This window comes from Allorhizobium pseudoryzae (assembly GCF_011046245.1).
GTDB classification, from domain to species: Bacteria; Pseudomonadota; Alphaproteobacteria; order Rhizobiales; family Rhizobiaceae; genus Neorhizobium; species Neorhizobium pseudoryzae.
Window position 1 is genome coordinate 590,193 of the sequence record NZ_CP049241.1, and the last position, 17,289, is coordinate 607,481.

18 protein-coding genes are annotated in these 17,289 nt (G+C 60.3%); 6 read left to right on the forward strand and 12 right to left on the reverse strand.

The window, feature by feature from the left end; translation table 11 throughout:
• Nucleotides 1-4: 4 nt before the first annotated feature.
• The gene (gene fliI, locus G6N78_RS02900) at nt 5-1,399 is read right to left on the reverse strand and encodes a flagellar protein export ATPase FliI (protein ID WP_165215592.1); all 1,395 of its coding nucleotides are present in this window, start codon (nt 1,397-1,399) and stop codon (nt 5-7) included.
• Between the two features lie 15 nt (nt 1,400-1,414).
• Nucleotides 1,415-2,152 carry a flagellar basal-body rod protein FlgF gene (gene flgF / locus G6N78_RS02905; protein ID WP_165215594.1) on the reverse strand — a complete coding sequence of 246 codons (738 nt, stop codon included), beginning with the start codon at nt 2,150-2,152 and terminating at the stop codon, nt 1,415-1,417.
• A gap of 226 nt (nt 2,153-2,378) precedes the next feature.
• On the opposite strand from flgF, the gene motA reads away from it, so the two are divergent.
• The 6 genes from motA to G6N78_RS02935 all read left to right on the forward strand — a co-directional run bounded on the left by motA (nt 2,379) and on the right by G6N78_RS02935 (nt 7,528).
• Nucleotides 2,379-3,254, forward strand: coding sequence for a flagellar motor stator protein MotA (gene motA / locus G6N78_RS02910; protein WP_165215596.1), 876 nt, complete (start codon nt 2,379-2,381; stop codon nt 3,252-3,254).
• 3 nt (nt 3,255-3,257) lie between these two features.
• On the forward strand, nt 3,258-4,202 hold the full coding sequence (locus G6N78_RS02915) for a FliM/FliN family flagellar motor switch protein (protein WP_165215598.1): 945 nt from the start codon (nt 3,258-3,260) through the stop codon (nt 4,200-4,202).
• Nucleotides 4,203-4,268: 66 nt separating this feature from the next.
• Complete coding sequence (gene fliN, locus G6N78_RS02920; RefSeq protein ID WP_165215600.1) at nt 4,269-4,823, forward strand: flagellar motor switch protein FliN; 555 nt, start codon at nt 4,269-4,271, stop codon at nt 4,821-4,823.
• Nucleotides 4,824-4,850: 27 nt separating this feature from the next.
• On the forward strand, nt 4,851-5,900 hold the full coding sequence (fliG, locus tag G6N78_RS02925) for a flagellar motor switch protein FliG (RefSeq protein WP_165215602.1): 1,050 nt from the start codon (nt 4,851-4,853) through the stop codon (nt 5,898-5,900).
• A gap of 104 nt (nt 5,901-6,004) precedes the next feature.
• Nucleotides 6,005-7,084 carry a flagellar biosynthesis protein FlhB gene (gene flhB, locus G6N78_RS02930; protein WP_165215612.1) on the forward strand — a complete coding sequence of 360 codons (1,080 nt, stop codon included), beginning with the start codon at nt 6,005-6,007 and terminating at the stop codon, nt 7,082-7,084.
• Nucleotides 7,085-7,090: 6 nt separating this feature from the next.
• The gene (locus G6N78_RS02935; protein WP_165215614.1) at nt 7,091-7,528 is read left to right on the forward strand and encodes a BspJ family T4SS effector nucleomodulin; all 438 of its coding nucleotides are present in this window, start codon (nt 7,091-7,093) and stop codon (nt 7,526-7,528) included.
• Between the two features lie 46 nt (nt 7,529-7,574).
• Here the strand turns inward: G6N78_RS02935 and visR are convergent, their stop codons facing one another.
• From visR to G6N78_RS02985, 10 genes are all read right to left on the reverse strand, one after another.
• Nucleotides 7,575-8,324, reverse strand: coding sequence for a transcriptional regulator VisR (gene visR / locus G6N78_RS02940; protein ID WP_165215616.1), 750 nt, complete (start codon nt 8,322-8,324; stop codon nt 7,575-7,577).
• Between the two features lie 8 nt (nt 8,325-8,332).
• Entirely contained in the window at nt 8,333-9,049 is a 717-nt protein-coding gene (visN, locus tag G6N78_RS25765) for a transcriptional regulator VisN (protein ID WP_234905868.1), read from the reverse strand.
• A 325-nt stretch (nt 9,050-9,374) separates the two neighbouring features.
• The gene (fliF, locus tag G6N78_RS02950; protein WP_165215620.1) at nt 9,375-11,072 is read right to left on the reverse strand and encodes a flagellar basal-body MS-ring/collar protein FliF; all 1,698 of its coding nucleotides are present in this window, start codon (nt 11,070-11,072) and stop codon (nt 9,375-9,377) included.
• A gap of 125 nt (nt 11,073-11,197) precedes the next feature.
• On the reverse strand, nt 11,198-11,587 hold the full coding sequence (gene cheT, locus G6N78_RS02955) for a chemotaxis protein CheT (protein ID WP_165215622.1): 390 nt from the start codon (nt 11,585-11,587) through the stop codon (nt 11,198-11,200).
• 11 nt (nt 11,588-11,598) lie between these two features.
• Complete coding sequence (gene cheD / locus G6N78_RS02960; RefSeq protein ID WP_165215624.1) at nt 11,599-12,153, reverse strand: chemoreceptor glutamine deamidase CheD; 555 nt, start codon at nt 12,151-12,153, stop codon at nt 11,599-11,601.
• Complete coding sequence (locus G6N78_RS02965; RefSeq protein WP_165215627.1) at nt 12,150-12,539, reverse strand: response regulator; 390 nt, start codon at nt 12,537-12,539, stop codon at nt 12,150-12,152. Before G6N78_RS02965 ends, cheD begins: the two co-directional genes overlap by 4 nt.
• Nucleotides 12,540-13,580, reverse strand: coding sequence for a protein-glutamate O-methylesterase CheB (gene cheB, locus G6N78_RS02970; protein ID WP_165215629.1), 1,041 nt, complete (start codon nt 13,578-13,580; stop codon nt 12,540-12,542).
• Complete coding sequence (gene cheR, locus G6N78_RS02975; RefSeq protein ID WP_165215632.1) at nt 13,577-14,485, reverse strand: protein-glutamate O-methyltransferase CheR; 909 nt, start codon at nt 14,483-14,485, stop codon at nt 13,577-13,579. The genes cheB and cheR overlap by 4 nt, the downstream gene beginning before the upstream one ends.
• Entirely contained in the window at nt 14,482-14,949 is a 468-nt protein-coding gene (locus G6N78_RS02980) for a chemotaxis protein CheW (RefSeq protein WP_165215634.1), read from the reverse strand. The genes cheR and G6N78_RS02980 overlap by 4 nt, the downstream gene beginning before the upstream one ends.
• Before the next feature lie 16 nt (nt 14,950-14,965).
• Complete coding sequence (locus G6N78_RS02985; protein WP_165215637.1) at nt 14,966-17,281, reverse strand: chemotaxis protein CheA; 2,316 nt, start codon at nt 17,279-17,281, stop codon at nt 14,966-14,968.
• Nucleotides 17,282-17,289 lie beyond the last annotated feature (8 nt).

Below are 17,289 nucleotides of genomic sequence, written 5' to 3' on the forward strand. Positions count from 1 at the left end.
CGGACTATCCTTTCTGCCTCTGATTGCCGGCGCCGGGTGCCGCCATGGCGGCTCTCAAGGCGTTGGCAAGGTCACCGTAGGCATCCCCCGAGAGGGGGTCGCCGGGCGTCTGCTTCAGCACATCGTAAATGATCGGCACCTGCTTGATCGCCATGTCGAGATCCGGGTCACTGCCGGCGCGGTAGCCACCAATCAGGCGAAGATCGCGTGTTTCCTCGAAGCGATGGATGAGTGACTTGAGCCGCGCGACGAGTTTTTCCTGGTCGCCGGTCCAGGCCTTGCGGGCAAGACGCGAGATGGACGAGAGCGGATTGATCGGCGGGTAACGCCCCTCCTCCGCCAGGCTGCGCTCCAGCACGATGTGACCGTCCAGGATGCCGCGTGCCGAATCCGCGATCGGATCGTTGTGATTGTCGCCATCGACGAGGATCGAGATGATTGCCGTGATCGTGCCCGTGCCTTCCGGCCCAGGGCCGGCACGTTCGAGAAGACGCGGCAGTTCGGTAAAGACGGAGGCCGGGTAACCACGCGCGATGGGCGGTTCACCGGACGCAACTGCGACCTCGCGGATCGCGTGGGCAAAACGGGTCACGCTGTCAGCGATGAACAGCACGTTCTCGCCCTTGTCGCGGAAATGTTCGGCGATCGTAATGCCGACGAGCGGCGCCATCTTGCGCAGCATCGGGCTCTCGTCACTGGTCGCCACCACGACGATCGACTTCTCGAGATTGTCGCCCAGCGTGTCCTCGATGAATTCGCGCACTTCGCGGCCACGTTCGCCGACCAGCGAGATGACGACCTTGTCGAAGGCTTCGGCACGGGCGACCATCGACAGCAGCGTCGATTTGCCGACGCCGGAGCCCGCAAAGATACCGAGGCGCTGGCCAAGGCAGAGCGGCGAAAAGATGTCGATGGCCCTGACCCCGGTGGCAAAGCCATGCTCGATCCGCTGGCGGGTCATGGAAGGGGGGGCCGTATTGGAAATCGACCGCTTGGACAGGCCGTTGCGCAAGGGTCCCTTGCCGTCGATCGGCTCGCAGAGCGAACTAATGGTGCGACCGCACCAGCTGTCATCGGGCGCCACGCGGAAGGCACCCTTGCGGATCACGGTGTCGCCGATACCGATCGGTTCGCCCGGTTCGATCGGGCAGACATAGATGATGTCCGGCTCGACCCGGACGACCTCGCCCAGGTGAATGCCGGTGGGACTGCGATGGGCCACGAATTCGCCGAGACGGACATGCCGCGACAGGCCGGAGACCGTATAGTGACCGGCGGCGATGGTGCGCACATGACCGCCGGGCGCAATGGCAACCTGCGGGTCCGTAAAGCGACGGACGAGATCCGCCATCTGCGCCAGCTTGGCACCGCCGGAACCTTCAGCCGTGTTCGTATCCATGGGTCACCCTTCGGATCAGGTCGATGATCCGCCGAGCACCTTGATGGCTTCGCTGAACGAGCCTTCGGTATCGCGCATCAGGGAGGAAATGGCGGCAAAGTTGCGGTTAACCTGAATGAGCTCGGTCATTTCGCCGATGGCGTTGACGTTGGATTCCTCAAGATAACCCTGGACGACGCTGACATTGAAGCTATCGACGACCGGCTGGGGTTCCGCCGTCGGGATCACGCCGCCATTCTCGTAGCGGAGGTAGCCTTGGGACACATCGGCCGAATAGAGACCAAGCGTTGCGACGACATTGCCGTCCTGAAGGATCTGTCCGTCAGCGCTGACCTTCGGCGGACCACCGGTACGGTTCAACTGGATCGGCGCTCCGCCGGCATCGAGCACCGGATAGCCCATGTTGGAGACAAGTTCTCCGGTCTCGCGCATCGTGAAGCGTCCGTCCCGCGTCAGAACCTGACCAGCCGGCGTATCGATGGAAAACCAGGCATCGCCCTTGATGGCGAAGTCGAGTGTGTTCCCGGTCTGCGTCAAGCCACCGCTGCGCGTCGACAAATAGTCATTGCCCTGGCTGACGAAGGCCACGTTGGCATTCAGATCGGTATGGATCTTGCTCAGAACCTCGTCGAATTTCACCTCGGTTGCCCGGAAGCCGACGGTGTTCATGTTTGCGATGTTGTCGGCGATGGTGTTGAGGCGGCGTTCCAGCGCGATCTGCGAGGAAATGCCGACGTACAATCCTGACTGCATGAAAACGAGCTCCGTCTCTCTGACCTGACAGCGCAACGCCCGAAACACGAGGGCCACTAACGCCAAAACGCGGATACCAAGATCCGTCCTGCCGGCAGTGATAGGCAGAGAGACTTGTGCGAGGCTGTTCCGCCTCTGAACGCTGTTTAAGCGACCGGTAACCCAGCCTCACGCAAGCCAGTGCCGATATTGGAAGCACCTGATACAACTAGGGTACAGGCACGCGATGTTTATCATTATCGGATTCGTAATCACGATCGGCTGCGTTCTCGGCGGCTTCATGGCGATGGGCGGACACCTGGACGTCCTCGTGCAGCCGTTCGAGCTTGTGATCATCGGTGGCGCCGGTGTCGGCAGCTTCATCATGGCGAACCCGATGAAGATCGTGAAGGATTCCGGCAAGGCCCTGGGTGAGGCCTTCAAATATGCGGTTCCGAAGGAGCGCAACTATCTCGATGTGCTTGGCGTGCTTTATTCCCTGATGCGTGACCTGCGCACCAAGTCGCGCAACGAAATCGAAGCGCATATCGACAATCCGGACGAATCCTCGATCTTTCAGACGGCACCGACCGTGCTGAAGAACAAGGAACTGACCTCCTTCATCTGCGACTACGTGCGTCTCATCATCATCGGCAACGCGCGCAGCCATGAAATCGAGGCGCTGATGGACGAGGAAATCGAGACCATCCTGCACGACAAGATGAAGCCCTACAACGCGCTGGCAACGATGGGCGACGCCTTTCCGGCGATCGGCATCGTGGCCGCGGTTCTCGGGGTTATCAAGGCCATGGCGAAGATCAACGAATCGCCGGAAGTCCTTGGCGGCCTCATCGGTGCGGCGCTCGTCGGTACCATGCTCGGGATCTTCCTTTCCTACTGCGTGGTCTCGCCGATCTGCTCGCAGATCAAGATCGTCCGCACCAAGCAGCATCGCCTGTACATCGTCGTGAAGCAGACGCTCATCGCCTACATGAACGGCTCGGTTCCGCAGGTGGCTCTCGAATACGGACGCAAGACGATTTCCAGCTACGAACGTCCGTCGATCGATTCGGTCGAACAGGAAATGATGAACCCGGGCGGCGGCGGCGAAAAGGCGGCATAAGCAATGACCGAACAGACTGACAACAGCCCGACGATCGACCTTGCCCTTCTCGCCAAACTGACCGGCGGGCTCGGCGACTACAAGACCGTCGAAAAGATCTGCAGCGAATTCGGCCAGCTCTATGCGGAATTCCTGCCCGACGTTTTCCAGAGCGAAACCGGCTTTCCCATCACGGTCAGCTATACGGGTTTCCAGTCGGGTCTGATGGAAGACCTGCTGCGCGAACTCGGACCCGACTTCGCCTTTGCCAATGGTTCGCTGCGCAACTGGTCTCCGAATTTCGTCCTCGGCTGCGGCAATACCTTTGTCATCGGCCTGATGGAGCGCATGCTCGGCGCCGAAGCGAGCATGGTCCAGCAGCCGCCGAACCGTCCGCTGTCGGATATCGAACTCGACCTGGCGACCATGGTGTTCGAGCGCATCGCCAACGTGCTGCGCTCCGGGGTCAATGCGCCGGGCGGCTTCGAGGCCATGCTGGAGCGTCCCTATAACGGTCCGGACCGTGTTGCACCGGAGGAGGAAGGCCGCCCGGAATTCGGAGCCGCCATCCGCATGGTGATCGAGATCGGCAAGGTGACGTCGGAAATCGCGCTCATCATTCCGCAGAAGGCGCTGCTCAAGACGAAGGTGGTGACACCGAAATCGAAAGGCCAGGCCGGCAAACAGAAGCAGGAATGGGCGGCCCGGATCGCCGAGCAGGTTCGCCGCTCGCAGGTGACGCTGGAGGCCCGCATCCGGCTGCAGAGCATGACGCTGAACGCCGTCTCGCGGCTGATGGCCGGCGACGTGATCGCTTTCGAGGACAAGTCGGATGTGAGAGTTCAAGTCAGCGCCAACGGCAAGGACATGTACACCTGCGAGTTTGGACGATCGGGCGAGCGCTATACCGTTCGCGTCAAGGACAATGTCAGCTCAGAGGACGAATTGCTCCGCCATCTGATGAAGTAGGTGACGGATTTTCGCACCGCCACAAATGGGCAGGCTGACGCAAGTTTCAAAAGGAATAATGTCTCTATGGCAACCAAGAAGACCCCACTTGATGAAGACGATGTGTTTCCGGCGACCGGCAATGAAGTCGAGCTGGATCAGGCGATCGATGATCTTCGCGGCGTATTGAAAGCCGACTCCGATGGCGGGATGGCTGATTTTGGTGCAGAGTTCGGAAGCGATTCGGGTTCTGCTCCGGCCTTCGGCGACACCGCCGATTTTGGCGGTGGTGACTTCGGCGGCGGTGACTTTGGTGGCGGCGATTTTGGAGGTTCAAGCTTCGGTGGCGACAGCCACGCCGAGATGACGGAACCGGGCAGCGCGCTCACGTCCAATCTCGATCTGATCATGGATATTCCCATCACGGTCGAGATCGTGCTGGGAACCAGCAAGATGCAGGTGGCAGGCCTGATGGATCTGCAGGAGGGCGCCATCATCGCGCTCGACAAGCGGATCGGCGAGCCCGTCGAAATCAGCGTGAGTGGTCGCCGCATTGCCAAGGGCGAAATCACGGTCCTCGAGAATGACGATACCCGCTTCGGCGTGAAGCTGACGGAAATTTTGAGCACAAAGAAAGTCTGATCCCATGAGGGACAGTGAGGGAAGACCATGATGGACTTTGACGATTTCGGAGGCGCAGTTTCCACGAAACCGTTATCCCAAGCTGAAAAAGCCGCAGCGGTCCTCCTTGCCATGGGCAAGGGGGTTGCAGGCAAGTTGCTGAAATATTTTACCCAAAGCGAACTTCAGACGATTATCGCATCAGCGCAGACGCTGCGGGAAATCCCGCCGGATGAACTGCTGCAGCTGGTCAATGAATTCGAGGACCTGTTTACCGAGGGTGCAGGCCTGATGGACAATGCCCGTGCCATCGAGAGCATCCTGGAAGAAGGCCTCACACCGGAAGAAGTCGACGGCCTGCTCGGCCGCCGCACCGCCTTCCAGGCCTACGAGACCTCCATCTGGGACCGCCTGCAGGATGCCGATCCGATCTTCGTCGGCCAGTTCCTCCAGCGCGAGCATCCCCAGACCATTGCCTACATCCTGTCGATGCTGCCTTCGTCCTTCGGCGCCAAGCTGCTCCTGCAGCTGCCGGACAGCCAGCGCGCGGACATCATGAACCGTACCGTGAACATGAAGGATGTCAGCCCGAAGGCCGCGCAAATCATCGAAAACCGCGTGGTCGAGCTGATCGAAATGATCGAAGCAGAGCGCAACTCGAACGGTTCGAACAAGGTGGCCGAGCTCATGAACGAGCTGGACAAACCGCAGGTCGATACTCTCCTCAGCTCGCTCGAAACGATCAGCAAGGAATCGGTCAAGAAGGTTCGCCCGAAGATCTTCCTCTTCGAAGACCTGCTCGCCATGCCGCAGCGCAGCCGCGTCATGCTGCTCAACGACATCGCCGCCGACATCCTCACGATGTCGCTGCGCGGTGCCTCGCCCGAGATCAAGGAATGTGTCCTGTCGGCGATCAGCCCTCGCCAGCGCCGCATGATCGAAGCCGACCTTGGCGCCACCAACGCGGTCACCAATCCGCGCGAAGTCGCCATCGCCCGCAGAGCCGTGGCGCAGGAAGCCATCCGTCTGTCCAATGCCGGGCAGATCCAGCTCAAGGAAGCACCGGCCGAAGGCCAGGCGTCTCCGGAAGCCGCATAAGACCTGTCCGGCGGCGTCAGCGCCGCCGGCTCCTCGAAGCCATGAGGGCTTCGTGACGGACCAGAGGAGGCGGGACGCCGCCATCCTGCACCAAGGATGAAGCCTTGTCTGACGAGGATAAAGACAGCAAAACAGAAAGCCCTTCTCACAAAAAGCTATCGGATGCTGCTGAGAAGGGTAATGTTCCGTTTTCCAAAGAGGTGACGCTGTTTGCGTCGTCTCTTTCATTCTATTTCTTCATGCTGTTCTTTTTACCGAACGGCATTGCCAAGCTTGGCGAAGCTCTCAAGGACATCATCGAAAAACCGGATCAGTGGCAGCTGGAAAATGCCTCGGATGTGGTGTCGCTCGCCGTGCGTATCGGCTGGGATTCGGCCGCTTTCCTGCTGCCGGTCATGCTGCTGTTCGCCGTTTTCGGTCTTGGTTCCTCCTTTGCGCAGAACATGCCGTCGTTCGTGCTCGAACGGGTCAGACCGCAGATGAACCGCGTGTCGCCGATGAAGGGTTTCGAACGCATTTTTAGCGTTCAGGGAATGGTGGAATTCGCCAAGTCCATTTTCAAGGTGGCGATCGTCGGCGTCGTGATGTTCTTCGCGATGCGCAGCGATTTCCTGCATACGCTGGACGCGATGTTTGCCGATCCGGTGGTCGTTCCGGCCATGCTCTACGCGTCGATGAAGAAGATGGTGGTCGTCATCGTTCTTGCGACCGCCGTCCTCGCCACGGCCGACTTCTTCTGGACCAGGCACCACTGGTACACCCAGCTGAAGATGACGAAGCAGGAAGTAAAGGACGAAAACAAGCAGGCGATGGGCGATCCGGTCGTCAAATCGCGCCAGCGTTCCTTGATGCGCAACCGCGCCCGCCAGCGCATGATGAACAATGTTCCGCGCGCCACGCTCATCATCGCCAACCCGACCCACTATGCGGTTGCCCTGCGTTACGTGCGCGAGGAAAGCGATGCACCCATTGTGGTTGCCAAGGGAACCGATCTCGTGGCGCTGAAAATTCGCGAGATTGCCGAGGCCAATCAGATCCCGGTTTTCGAGGATCCGCCCCTGGCACGCTCCATGTTTGCGCAAGTCTCGGTGGATAGTGTGATTCCACCAGCCTTCTACAAGGCTGTGGCTGAGCTGATTCACAGGGTGTACGCCGCGCGTACGCCCAAGAGACGGATACGCTAGAACATTATGAAAAAATGCAGTTATTCACTTGAGCGCGAAAAGATTTTGGCAGAAGCAATCAGTCCGGTAGCCACGGAACTTCGACTGCTGGATGCGGCGGATCTCATTTCGCTTCTTCGCCTGGAATGCTACAGCAGCATTGCGGATCTCGTCTCGTCCGCAGCAGAGCTTTATTTCCATCCGGGCACGATCAGCTTCGGCAGCGGCGGCGATTACCGGCTGGACTGGAACACCGTTCCGGAAGTCGTTCTTGATCTGGAAATCAAGCCGCGCGGCGTGTCGATCTATGCCCGCCTGACGCTTGCCGACCAGACGGCCGGGCTCGAGATCGACCACATTTCCTTCCAGGAAATCTCCGAGGATCCGGAGGAGAATACCCGCTTTCTGTCGCGCAGCCTGCACGAAGCCCGCTACATCAAGTATCCGGCCGCTCTCGCTGGCTGATCGACGCGATCAGTCTGCCCGGGAAAGCCGACCGGGCACCTCTCCATCAGTGAATATACCCAAGACGGATGGCCTTCGCGATAGCCTGGATTCGGTTGACCGCATCCAGCTTGATTGTTGCCGAGCCGAGGTAGGCATTGACGGTGTGAACGGAGAGGCCGAGACGCTCGGCAATCTCTTCGCTGATCTGACCGTCGCCCGCGAGCTGCAGGCAGGCCACTTCGCGTTCGCTCAGGGTTTCGGCCGGCACGGTACGGCGCTCCTCCAGCGCCAGCAGATCCATCATGATATGGCAGCTGCGGATATGCTGGTCGACAACCGCATCACTGGTGATGGCCATCGTCCCGCCGGAAAAGGCCACGTAGCCGTTACCAACGGCGCCGAGCCTGACAGGAAAGGCAATGCCGGAGAATGGCAGGCTCTTGGTTTCCAGCGTGAGAACCATGGGAGGCACGTCCGTCGCGCCTCCCCTCTCCTCGGTTTCGACCGTCCCCCAGGCCAAGGGGAGGATCGAGAGCTCGATGTGCTGCAGGAAGGTCTCGCCGTAGGCGTCGAGAAGCGCGCGACTGTTCTCGATCGCCGTCGGCCCCCAGTTGTCCAGTTCGCAGACGACCTTGCGCTTGTTCGGCATCCCAGCGCCCGCAATGCGTAGAACCGCAAAATTGCGTGCGTGCAACGTCTTCTGCATCGACACGAGCTTGGGAAAGATGTCGGAACGGCTCGACGCGCGCGGATGGACGTTCGGAAACACGCTTGCGGTCTCACCGGTGTCGAACAGTCCCTGCCAAGATGCCATAGTCGATCCTAGACCAGATTGTTGCGCACGGCGTAGGCGATCGCTTCCGATCGCGTCTTCGTTGCCGTCTTGCGCATGACGCTGGTGATATAGTTGTTGATGGTGTTGCGGGAGATTCCGAGAATCACGGCAATTTCGTCGCTTGTCTTGCCTTCGGCGATCCAGAACAGGCATTCCAGCTCCCGGTCCGTCAGATCGAAATCGCGATCGGATCGTGCTTCCCGCGCCTCGCCGAGACTGAGGACATAGCCGGCCAGAAGCCCGACCTCCCGCAGCCTCTCCTGGGACAGGATCAATCCCTCCGGGAAGAGAAGCATGATCGAATAGCGGATACGGCCGGCGCAGAAGCTCAAGGCGCAATACTGACGACTGACGTCATCGGGCACATCGACATTGTCCGGCAGGAGCGCAAACTGCGGCGTCAGAATCGTCAGACACTTCTCGACCTCGGACGACTTGGCATAACTGCGCGCCAGATCCTCGCTCAACTGCCGCACGAGATCGAAGGGCCAGTTGGAGGCGATGATCGAGTTGAGCCCCTGTTCCTGGATCAGGTCATAACGGGCGAGGAGGTAATGGGAAGCGCCAACGTAATCCGTCAGCAGCCGCATGGCAGACTGGAGGTTTCCGGCAGCTCCGCTGATCGACAGACGGCGCAAGAACTGATCGCGCGTTCCGGTTTTCGATGCATGCGCATCCAGGAAATGCCGGCTTTCAGCTTTCATGTCTGCGCCATGCAACTCCATCGAGTCCACTCTCCCTCGGGGAACAGGCCTCATGCCAATCCCCAGTTCGTCCTTTAGCCGTGGCCCGAGAGTCTTGCTCCGTATGTCGCCATCGCCGTCCGAATCATGGCCATTTTAGGGAGCTGCCCAGGAATTGCCATAACCCCGCGCGATTTTCCTACAAAACTGTCGGTTTTAGCATATTTGTTCTCCACAGGCTCCGTCCGGCGGCTGCGCTGTCCATCCATGCTGCGCCCGGATGAAAGAGAAGAAAAGCAAAAAGGCCAGCAAATGCCGGCCTTTTTGTCGTTTTCTCTGGTGAAGGTCAGGCGGCGCGTTCCGCAGCCCATTTGCGCAGGATCTTTGCGGCGCGTTCTTCCGAAATTTCCACCATGCGCGCGAGGCGCTTTTCCGGTCCTTCCTTGACACGACGGTTGAAGCCGCCGTTCGGATCGTCTTCCGCACCGAAGAGGTCGTTCGAGCCGTCGAAACCGAAGTCGGCGCCGAAATCCGCACCAAAGCCTTCCGGCAGGGCCGCAGCGCCTCCGGCGGCCGGCGAGAAGTCAGGCAGTTCGAGGCCAGCGGCTTCCGCTGCCACTTCCGAGGAACCGCCGGCAACACCACCCACCGTACGCACGACCGGACGCAGACCGAACCAGATGACCAGGAAGGCGACCAGGATGAAGGCGGCCGAGTTGATGATGCCGCCGAGGTTGCGGGTCAGGATCTCGCCAACCCCCGGGCCCGAAGCCGCAGCCTCGTCCAGCAACTGGCTCTCGAGGAAGTCCATCGCGGTGACATTGACGACGTCGCCACGCTCGGTATTGATGCCGGCAGCCGTCGCGACGATCGTCTGCATTTCTGCGAGATACGCATCGATCTTGGCCTGATCGACCGGCTCGCCCACCATCTTGGCAATGCGGGCGCGGTTGACCACGACGGCGACCGACAGTTTTTCCACGCGGTAGCTGTTGCGGGTGGTGGCCGTCGTCTTGGAATTGATCTCGTAGTTGGTCTGTTCTTCCTTCTTGTCGCTCTGGTCGGAAGATTCAGGACCATTGCCGCCGCCGGCGGGCGCGGCCTGGGGAACATTCTGCTCGACGGTCGCTGCCGAATCCGACTGGCGCTGCTGCGACTTCTGCGCCTCCTTCGTCACCTTGACGGAGCGCTCGACCCGCGATTCAGGATCAAAGACGGTCTCCTGGATCTGCTGCGTATCCAGATTGAGCATGGCGGTGGCGCTGGAGCGGAAGTTGTCCAGGCCGAGGAAAGGTGCGAGCGCCTTGTCGATATTCGATTCGATTTCCTTCTGCACTGTCTGCACGGTCGTCAGGCTGCGCGTCAGGTTGTTGTTGCCGTATTCGTCGCCGGACGCCAGCAACTGGCCGGTCGAATCCAGGATCGTCACGTCATCGACCTCAAGGCCGGGAACAGCCGAGGCGACCAGATGGCGGATGGAAGCGGCGGCCTTGCGGCCAGCATCGCTGTTTGCGCGGATCATCACGGATGCGGTGGGCTTCTGCCCTACCCGGCGGAAGTTGCCGACGTCCGGCATCACGATATGGACGCGCGCTGCGGCAATGCCGCTGATCTGCTGAATGGAGCGGGCGATTTCACCTTCAAGGGCACGCACACGCGTGACTTCCTGCATGAAGGAGGTCAGGCCCAGAGACCCGACATTGTCGAAGAGCTCATAGCCGGCATTGCTGCTGTTGGGCAGCCCGCGCTCGGCCAGCATCAGACGAGCCCTGCTCGTCAGACCGACCGGCACCTGCAGGCTGGATCCGTCCTGACCGACCTGGAAATCGATCCCGCCTTCCGCCAGAGCGGCACTCACCTGATTGAGATCGGAGGTTTCGAGACCAACGTAAAGGGTCTCATAGGCCGGCTTGTTGACGTAAAGGGCAGCGGCGATGACGATCGCCATGGACACGAGACCCACACCTGCCAATGTCAGCAGCTTGGTCTGGCCGAGCGACCCTAAGTTCTTCATAACTTGGTTGAATTGAGCTAACAGATTCATTCTGTTCCCGCACCGTCACTGGATTGAGGCTTTTTGCCCTTCCCCCAACCTAGCCTGCGAAGCTTGTGCGAACGTTTCGCGAATGGGTGCCAGTGATGATGGGTGAACTGCCGCGTGTTGACGCGTCAGAAGAAGTCGAAATCGCCCGCAGCCTTGCTCAGCGGCTGCGAATGGCCGTGGCGCATGCCCTTGCTTAGCGCCTTGTGCATGTCGGCCAGCTTCACGAGGTTCAGCGCGGTGGAGACATCCACCATGCAGTCATCCGGGATGGTCGCCGTGATCGTGTCGATGAATTCGGCGAGCCCGCGGGCCTTCTGCACCGCAAGATCGATACCCTGCAGCACCTTCATCGTATCCGGTGACTGCAGAACCGAGGCACCGCCGATTTCCAGCAACTGCGGCTCCACGCGCTCGATCAGATAGGCAACATCGTACAGTTCGGACACGATGCGCATCAGCACGTCCGGCAACTTTTCTTCGAGGGAAGCTACTGGCTGGACATAAGGTTCGGTCATTGCTTCCTCTACTAAAAGAACTCGATTGAGCTTTCGACCGGTTTGGCCGGCTTCGCCGGACGCTGCTCGAGAGCAACCGTCTTCTGTGTTTCTGCCCCAGTCAGGGGATAGGTGCGCGCGCGGCCGCTGACAGGCCAGTATTCCAGTTTGCGACCGAATTCCCCACCCGTCGAGGAACCAACGATCTTGATGCCTTCGTCTCTCAGGAATTCCGTCGCGAAGGCTGCATTCTGTTCGCCGACATTCGAAAAGCTTGCGATCGTTTTTGCACCGCCGAAGATTTTGGCTTCGAGTCTCTCGCGTCGTCCGCCGCGCTTCAGGATGCCGTTGATCAGAAGCTCCATCAAATGCACGCCGTAGCGAGACATGTCACCGCCTGACATGCCCCCCGGGCCGTTGCCTGGCAGAAGGAAGTGGTTCATCCCCCCCACTCCGGCAACCGGATCTCTCAGGCACGCAGCCACGCAAGATCCCAGGATCGTCGTTATGACGGCATCCGGGTCATCCGTAACTTTAAACTCGCCTTGGATGATGTTCATCCGCTTGGCTGCGGCCAGTTGGTTCATTTAAGCGCTCCGAATACTGCCTCGATGGCAGCTTTCATCTTTTCGATCGTGAACGGCTTGGCCAGGACGTTGTTGGCCCCAAGCTGCGCCGCCTTCTGAACGAGGGCGCGGTCGCCCTGTGCCGTCAGAATGATGAAGGCAGCCTTTTTCGTGCTGGGATTGGTCCGAACCGCCTGGAGGAGACCGAGGCCATCCATCTTCGGCATGTTGAAGTCGGAGATCACCAGGTGATGTGGCTGCTCGGCCATGATCTTCATACCCTGCTCGCCATCGCCTGCGGCGGTGATCTGCTTGAAGCCGAGCTGTGTCAGGGCGTCGCTGAGCAGCAGCCGGCTCGTCACCTGATCATCGACGATCAGAACTTTGATTTTTTCAGCGAGAGACATTTATTCGGTACCTTCTTTTCGGGCGGCGGTTAATTTCAATATTTCTTCTCCGATGGCGTTGAGCGGCAATTGCTGTTCAACGGCACCGATGTCATGCGCTACTCTTGGCATGCCATAGACCACGCATGTTTTTTCATTCTGCCCAAGGGTGCGTGCGCCCGCACTCCGCATCTTGAGCAGGCCGGAGGCACCATCGCGACCCATACCGGTCAAGATGACTCCCACGGCATTGCGTCCCGCCAGGTCTGCCACCGAGTCGAACAGGACATCCACGGAAGGCCGATGGCCGTTGACGGGGTCACGTTCGATGAGCCGGCAGCACGGGGCGGACGGATTGGAAACCTGAAGGTGCCGATCACCGCCCGGCGCCAGATAGATCTTGCCGATCTCCAGCCGCGCGCCGTCCGTTGCTTCCTGCACCACAGGGGCGCAGATACGATTAAGCCGTTCAGCAAAACTTTTGGTAAACGTCGGCGGCATGTGTTGCGTGATCACCGTCGGCGGGCAGTTTTTCGGAAACTTCTGCAGAACAGCAATCAGTGCCTCGACGCCGCCGGTGGACGAACCGATGGCGACCACCTTGCGTCCGACGCGGTATTCCGCCGTCGGGGCAACCGGCGGGGCGGCCACGGTGCGAGAACGCCCCCGGTTCGAGCGCGCCGCCGCCTTGACCTTCTCGGCGAGATCCCCGAAGGGGCGAACATCACCGGGAACCGGCTTTCCGACACAGTCGAAGGCACCGATCTCAAGAGCTGCCAGCGTGGCATTGGCGCCCTGGTGCGTCATGGTCGATACCATGATCACCGGCATCGGTCGCAGGCGCATGATCTTTTCGAGGAATTCAAGCCCGTTCATGTTGGGCATCTCGATGTCGAGGGTCACGACATCCGGATTGAGTTCCTTGATCGCTGCACGCGCTTCATGCGCATCGCCCGCCTGGCCGATGACGCTGACTTCCGGATCGGAATTCAGCACAGCCGTGATCAACCCACGCATCGTCGGCGAGTCATCCACAACAAGAACACGTGCCGGCATGGTCATGATTTCCTCCCCGCGCTTTTGCCAGTATAGCGGTAGGTGGTTATTCCTATGTTATCAAAAAGATTTTTAGCATCTCCTGTCACACGCTCGGAGTGACCGATATAAAGATGCCCGCCCTCTGGGAAAAGCGACGCAAATCGCGACCAGATCTTCATCTGGGTTGGCTCATCGAAGTAAATGACGACGTTTCGGCAGAAGATCACGTCGAAAGTCCCCTTGAAGGGCCATTGGGCCATCAGGTTCAGTTCGTTGTACGTAATGAGCTTCTTAACCTTGTCATCAATCTGGAACTTGCGGCGGCCGCCGGCATCGACCTCCTTGAAATACTGCTTGCGCATGGCAGGCGACACGGTTTCGAGCGAGTTTTCGTCGTAGACGCCGGCACGGGCCAGCGCCAGAATCTTCGGATCGATGTCGGTCGCCAGGATGCGGAAGTCGTAATCGGCGGCGTTCGGCAGGAGCGCCATCACCGTGAGCGCAATTGAATACGGCTCCTGTCCATCCGAACTCGCAGCCGACCAGATGCGAACGCGACCGCCCGCCTTTGCCCGCGCGATCAGGCCCGGAAGCACCTCGTCGCGCAGATGTTCGAAGTGGTGATTTTCACGGAAGAAGCGCGTGAAATTGGTGGTGAGGTGAGACAGCATCTCGCGTCTCGCCTGAGCGCCCTCTGCCGAGGAGACCAGAGCACAATACTCCCGAAAACCGCGCAGCCCAAGGTTCCGGATATGTTTGGACAGGCGAGAGTAGACGAGCGAGGCCTTCGTCTCGTTCAGATAGATCCCAGCATCCGAATAGATCATGGCAGCGATCTCGGAGAGGTCGCGGCGGGTCAGCGGATATTCTCCGCTTGCCAGGACCTCGTCCGGGGACTGTCTGCCATCAAAGGCGCCAAGAGGCTTCATGCAGCTTCGCTTTCGGTGTCGGAGAACAGAGCATCGAGCTCGATGAGGCAGATCATTCGCTTGTCGATCGCGAGAATGCCCCGCGCATATTGCTTTTCCAGATCCGACGAGACTTCCGGTACCGGCTGGATATTGTCATCGGTCACGGTGAGGATGTCCGAGACCGCCTCCACGAGCAGGCCGACGATGCGGCTCCTCACCTGCGCCACGATGATGACGTGACGCGGGCTTGGTTCTGCCCGCCGCATGCCCAACCGGGCGGAGAGATCGACGATCGGAAGGACGGCGCCACGCAGATTGATCACCCCCATGACATAGGAGGGAGAATGCGGCAGCCCCGTCGCCTTCGTCCAGCCGCGGATTTCCCGGACCGACATGATGTTGACGCAAAATTCCTGATCCCCGATGCGGAAGGCGATGAGCTCCCGGCTTCCTTGAGCAAGATTTTTCACGGCGTACGACATACACTTTACCCGTCAATCAACCCGTTGCTGCCAATGACATGTCCGATTTCATTCCACCTTCCTGCCGGAGAGACTGACCGCGGGAGGCGGCGACCACGGCATCCACATCCAGGATGAGCGCGACGCGTCCATCGCCCAGGATGGTCGCTGCCGCGATGCCCGGAACATGGGTGTAGTTGGCTTCCAGCGACTTGATGACGACCTGGCGCTGGCCCTGGATGGCATCCACCATCAGCGCGCGCTGTCCGCCGCCTTCCGATTCCACCAGAAGTGCCACCCCTTCGACCGGGTTTGCCTGCATGGCGCGGAAGTTCAAGATACGGCCGACATCGACCAGCGGGCAGAAGGAGTTGCGGATCGAGATCAGGCGCTGGTTGGCGCCGAACGAATGGATCGACGAGGCTTCCGGCTGCAGCGTCTCGACAATGGCCGTGAGCGGCACGACCAGCGTCTGACCGGCAACCGTCACCACCATGCCGTCGAGGACGGCGAGCGTCAGCGGCAGGCTCATGGTGAAGGTCGAGCCCTGGCCGGGGCGCGAGCTGATCGAGATACGACCGCCGAGCGCCTGGATCGAACGCTTGACCACGTCCATGCCGACACCACGGCCGGAAATGTCGGAGATCTTGTCGGCGGTGGAGAAGCCCGGCATGAAGATCAGGTTGTCGATCTCTTCATCGGTCAAGTTGGAGTCTGCCGCGATCAGATCGTTGTCGATGGCCTTCTGGCGCACACGCTCGCGGTTGATGCCGGCACCATCGTCCACCAGTTCGATGACGATGCGGCCAGACCGGTGCTTTGCGGTCAGCTTGACCGTGCCTTCCGGGTTCTTGCCGGCGGCTTCGCGCTTTTCCGGGCTTTCGATGCCGTGGTCGACGGCATTGCGGATCATGTGCGTCAGCGGTTCGGCCAGCTTGTCGATGACCGTCTTGTCGACTTCCGTGTTTTCCCCTTCCGTGACCAGGCGGATCGACTTGCCCACCATGTCGGCCACTTCGCGGACGATACGCGACATGCGCTGGAAGACTGGCTTCACCGGCTGCGCGCGGATCGCCATGACCGAGTCCTGGATCTCGCGGGTGAGCTGCTGCAGCTCTTCGAGACCCATGTTGATGGACGAGGTTCCGGTCGTGTCATTTTCGATGACGCTCTGCGACAGCATCGCCTGGTTGATGACCAGCTCGCCGACGAGGTTGATCAGACGGTCGACGCGATCGAGATCGACGCGGATGGTCTGGCCGGCACTGGCATTGGCAGCGTTCGCGGCATTGGCGGCAGCGGCAGCAGCCTGGCTTTCCTTCTTGTCGGCGCGCGCGGCGGCAGCGGCCATCTTCGAGACGTTGCTTGCGGTTTCGGCAGCGGCAACGGCGGCAGCGGCCGCATTGGCCGCGCTGTCGTCCGACTGATCGCTGTCGTCCTCCGATGCTTCGGAGCCATCGTCAAGGACCGACAGATCGAAGGGCACCGGCACCATCGGAAGCTCTTCCTCGGCGCTTTCGGCAACCTTCACCTCGAGATCGCAGTCCCATTCGGCGAACTCGAAGACGGTTCGGATGTCCTGCTCGGTCTTGTCCGTCTTGACCTGGATCTTCCAGCTGAAATAGGCCCCTTCCGGATCCATTTTATCGAAGTGCGGAAGCTGATCCGTGTCGCAGTTGATGCTCATCGAGCCGACGCGAGACAGGTCACGCAGCAGGAGAGCCGCTTCATTGCCCTTGGCATAGAGTTCGCGACGCGGCTTGAAGACCACCTCGAAGGTCGAGGGCTCGAGGGTCTGCTCCTCCTCACCAAAGCCGTCGAACGTAAAGGGGATCGGCTGAAAGCCGCTGTCATCGGTCGGGGGCGGCGCCGCGGCGGCGGGCGCTGCCGCCGGAGCCGGAGCTGCCTTGGGTGCAGCCTTGGCCGGAGCGGGTTTCGGCGTCTCGGCGGCAGCACCGCCGGACGGAAGCTCACCGCGGGCAAGCGCCTCGAGTTCCTTCACCAGACCGCGGCTTCGACCTTCATCGACGCTGCCGCCATCGCGGGATGCCGCCACCAGGTCGGCCAAGACGTCGGCCGACTTCAGCATCACCTTCAGAACGTCCTGCGTCGGTTCCAGCTTGTTCGAGCGGACGCAATCGAGCGTCGTTTCGAACACGTGGGCAAACGAAACCAGGTCATCAAGCCCGAACGCGCCGGCACCGCCCTTGATCGAATGGACAGCGCGGAAGACGGCATTCACCGTTTCCGGGTCACGGTCACCGTCATTGAGCTTGAGAAGACCAGATTCCAGTTCGGCGAGCTGCTCCTCGCACTCCTGGAAGAAGATCTCTTTGATTTCGTTCATATCCATCGCAGGAA

Excerpts from the sequence above, each read along its gene's own strand:
- fliI (WP_165215592.1), bottom strand. The coding sequence starts at position 1,399 with ATGGATACGAACACGGCTGAAGGTTCCGGCGGTGCCAAGCTGGCGCAG.
- flgF (WP_165215594.1), bottom strand. The coding sequence starts at position 2,152 with ATGCAGTCAGGATTGTACGTCGGCATTTCCTCGCAGATCGCGCTGGAA.
- motA (WP_165215596.1), top strand. The coding sequence starts at position 2,379 with ATGTTTATCATTATCGGATTCGTAATCACGATCGGCTGCGTTCTCGGC.
- G6N78_RS02915 (WP_165215598.1), top strand. The coding sequence starts at position 3,258 with ATGACCGAACAGACTGACAACAGCCCGACGATCGACCTTGCCCTTCTC.
- fliN (WP_165215600.1), top strand. The coding sequence starts at position 4,269 with ATGGCAACCAAGAAGACCCCACTTGATGAAGACGATGTGTTTCCGGCG.
- fliG (WP_165215602.1), top strand. The coding sequence starts at position 4,851 with ATGATGGACTTTGACGATTTCGGAGGCGCAGTTTCCACGAAACCGTTA.
- G6N78_RS02935 (WP_165215614.1), top strand. The coding sequence starts at position 7,091 with ATGAAAAAATGCAGTTATTCACTTGAGCGCGAAAAGATTTTGGCAGAA.
- visR (WP_165215616.1), bottom strand. The coding sequence starts at position 8,324 with ATGGCATCTTGGCAGGGACTGTTCGACACCGGTGAGACCGCAAGCGTG.
- visN (WP_234905868.1), bottom strand. The coding sequence starts at position 9,049 with ATGAAAGCTGAAAGCCGGCATTTCCTGGATGCGCATGCATCGAAAACC.
- fliF (WP_165215620.1), bottom strand. The coding sequence starts at position 11,072 with ATGAATCTGTTAGCTCAATTCAACCAAGTTATGAAGAACTTAGGGTCG.
- cheT (WP_165215622.1), bottom strand. The coding sequence starts at position 11,587 with ATGACCGAACCTTATGTCCAGCCAGTAGCTTCCCTCGAAGAAAAGTTG.
- cheD (WP_165215624.1), bottom strand. The coding sequence starts at position 12,153 with ATGAACCAACTGGCCGCAGCCAAGCGGATGAACATCATCCAAGGCGAG.
- G6N78_RS02965 (WP_165215627.1), bottom strand. The coding sequence starts at position 12,539 with ATGTCTCTCGCTGAAAAAATCAAAGTTCTGATCGTCGATGATCAGGTG.
- cheB (WP_165215629.1), bottom strand. The coding sequence starts at position 13,580 with ATGACCATGCCGGCACGTGTTCTTGTTGTGGATGACTCGCCGACGATG.
- cheR (WP_165215632.1), bottom strand. The coding sequence starts at position 14,485 with ATGAAGCCTCTTGGCGCCTTTGATGGCAGACAGTCCCCGGACGAGGTC.
- G6N78_RS02980 (WP_165215634.1), bottom strand. The coding sequence starts at position 14,949 with ATGTCGTACGCCGTGAAAAATCTTGCTCAAGGAAGCCGGGAGCTCATC.
- G6N78_RS02985 (WP_165215637.1), bottom strand. The coding sequence starts at position 17,281 with ATGGATATGAACGAAATCAAAGAGATCTTCTTCCAGGAGTGCGAGGAG.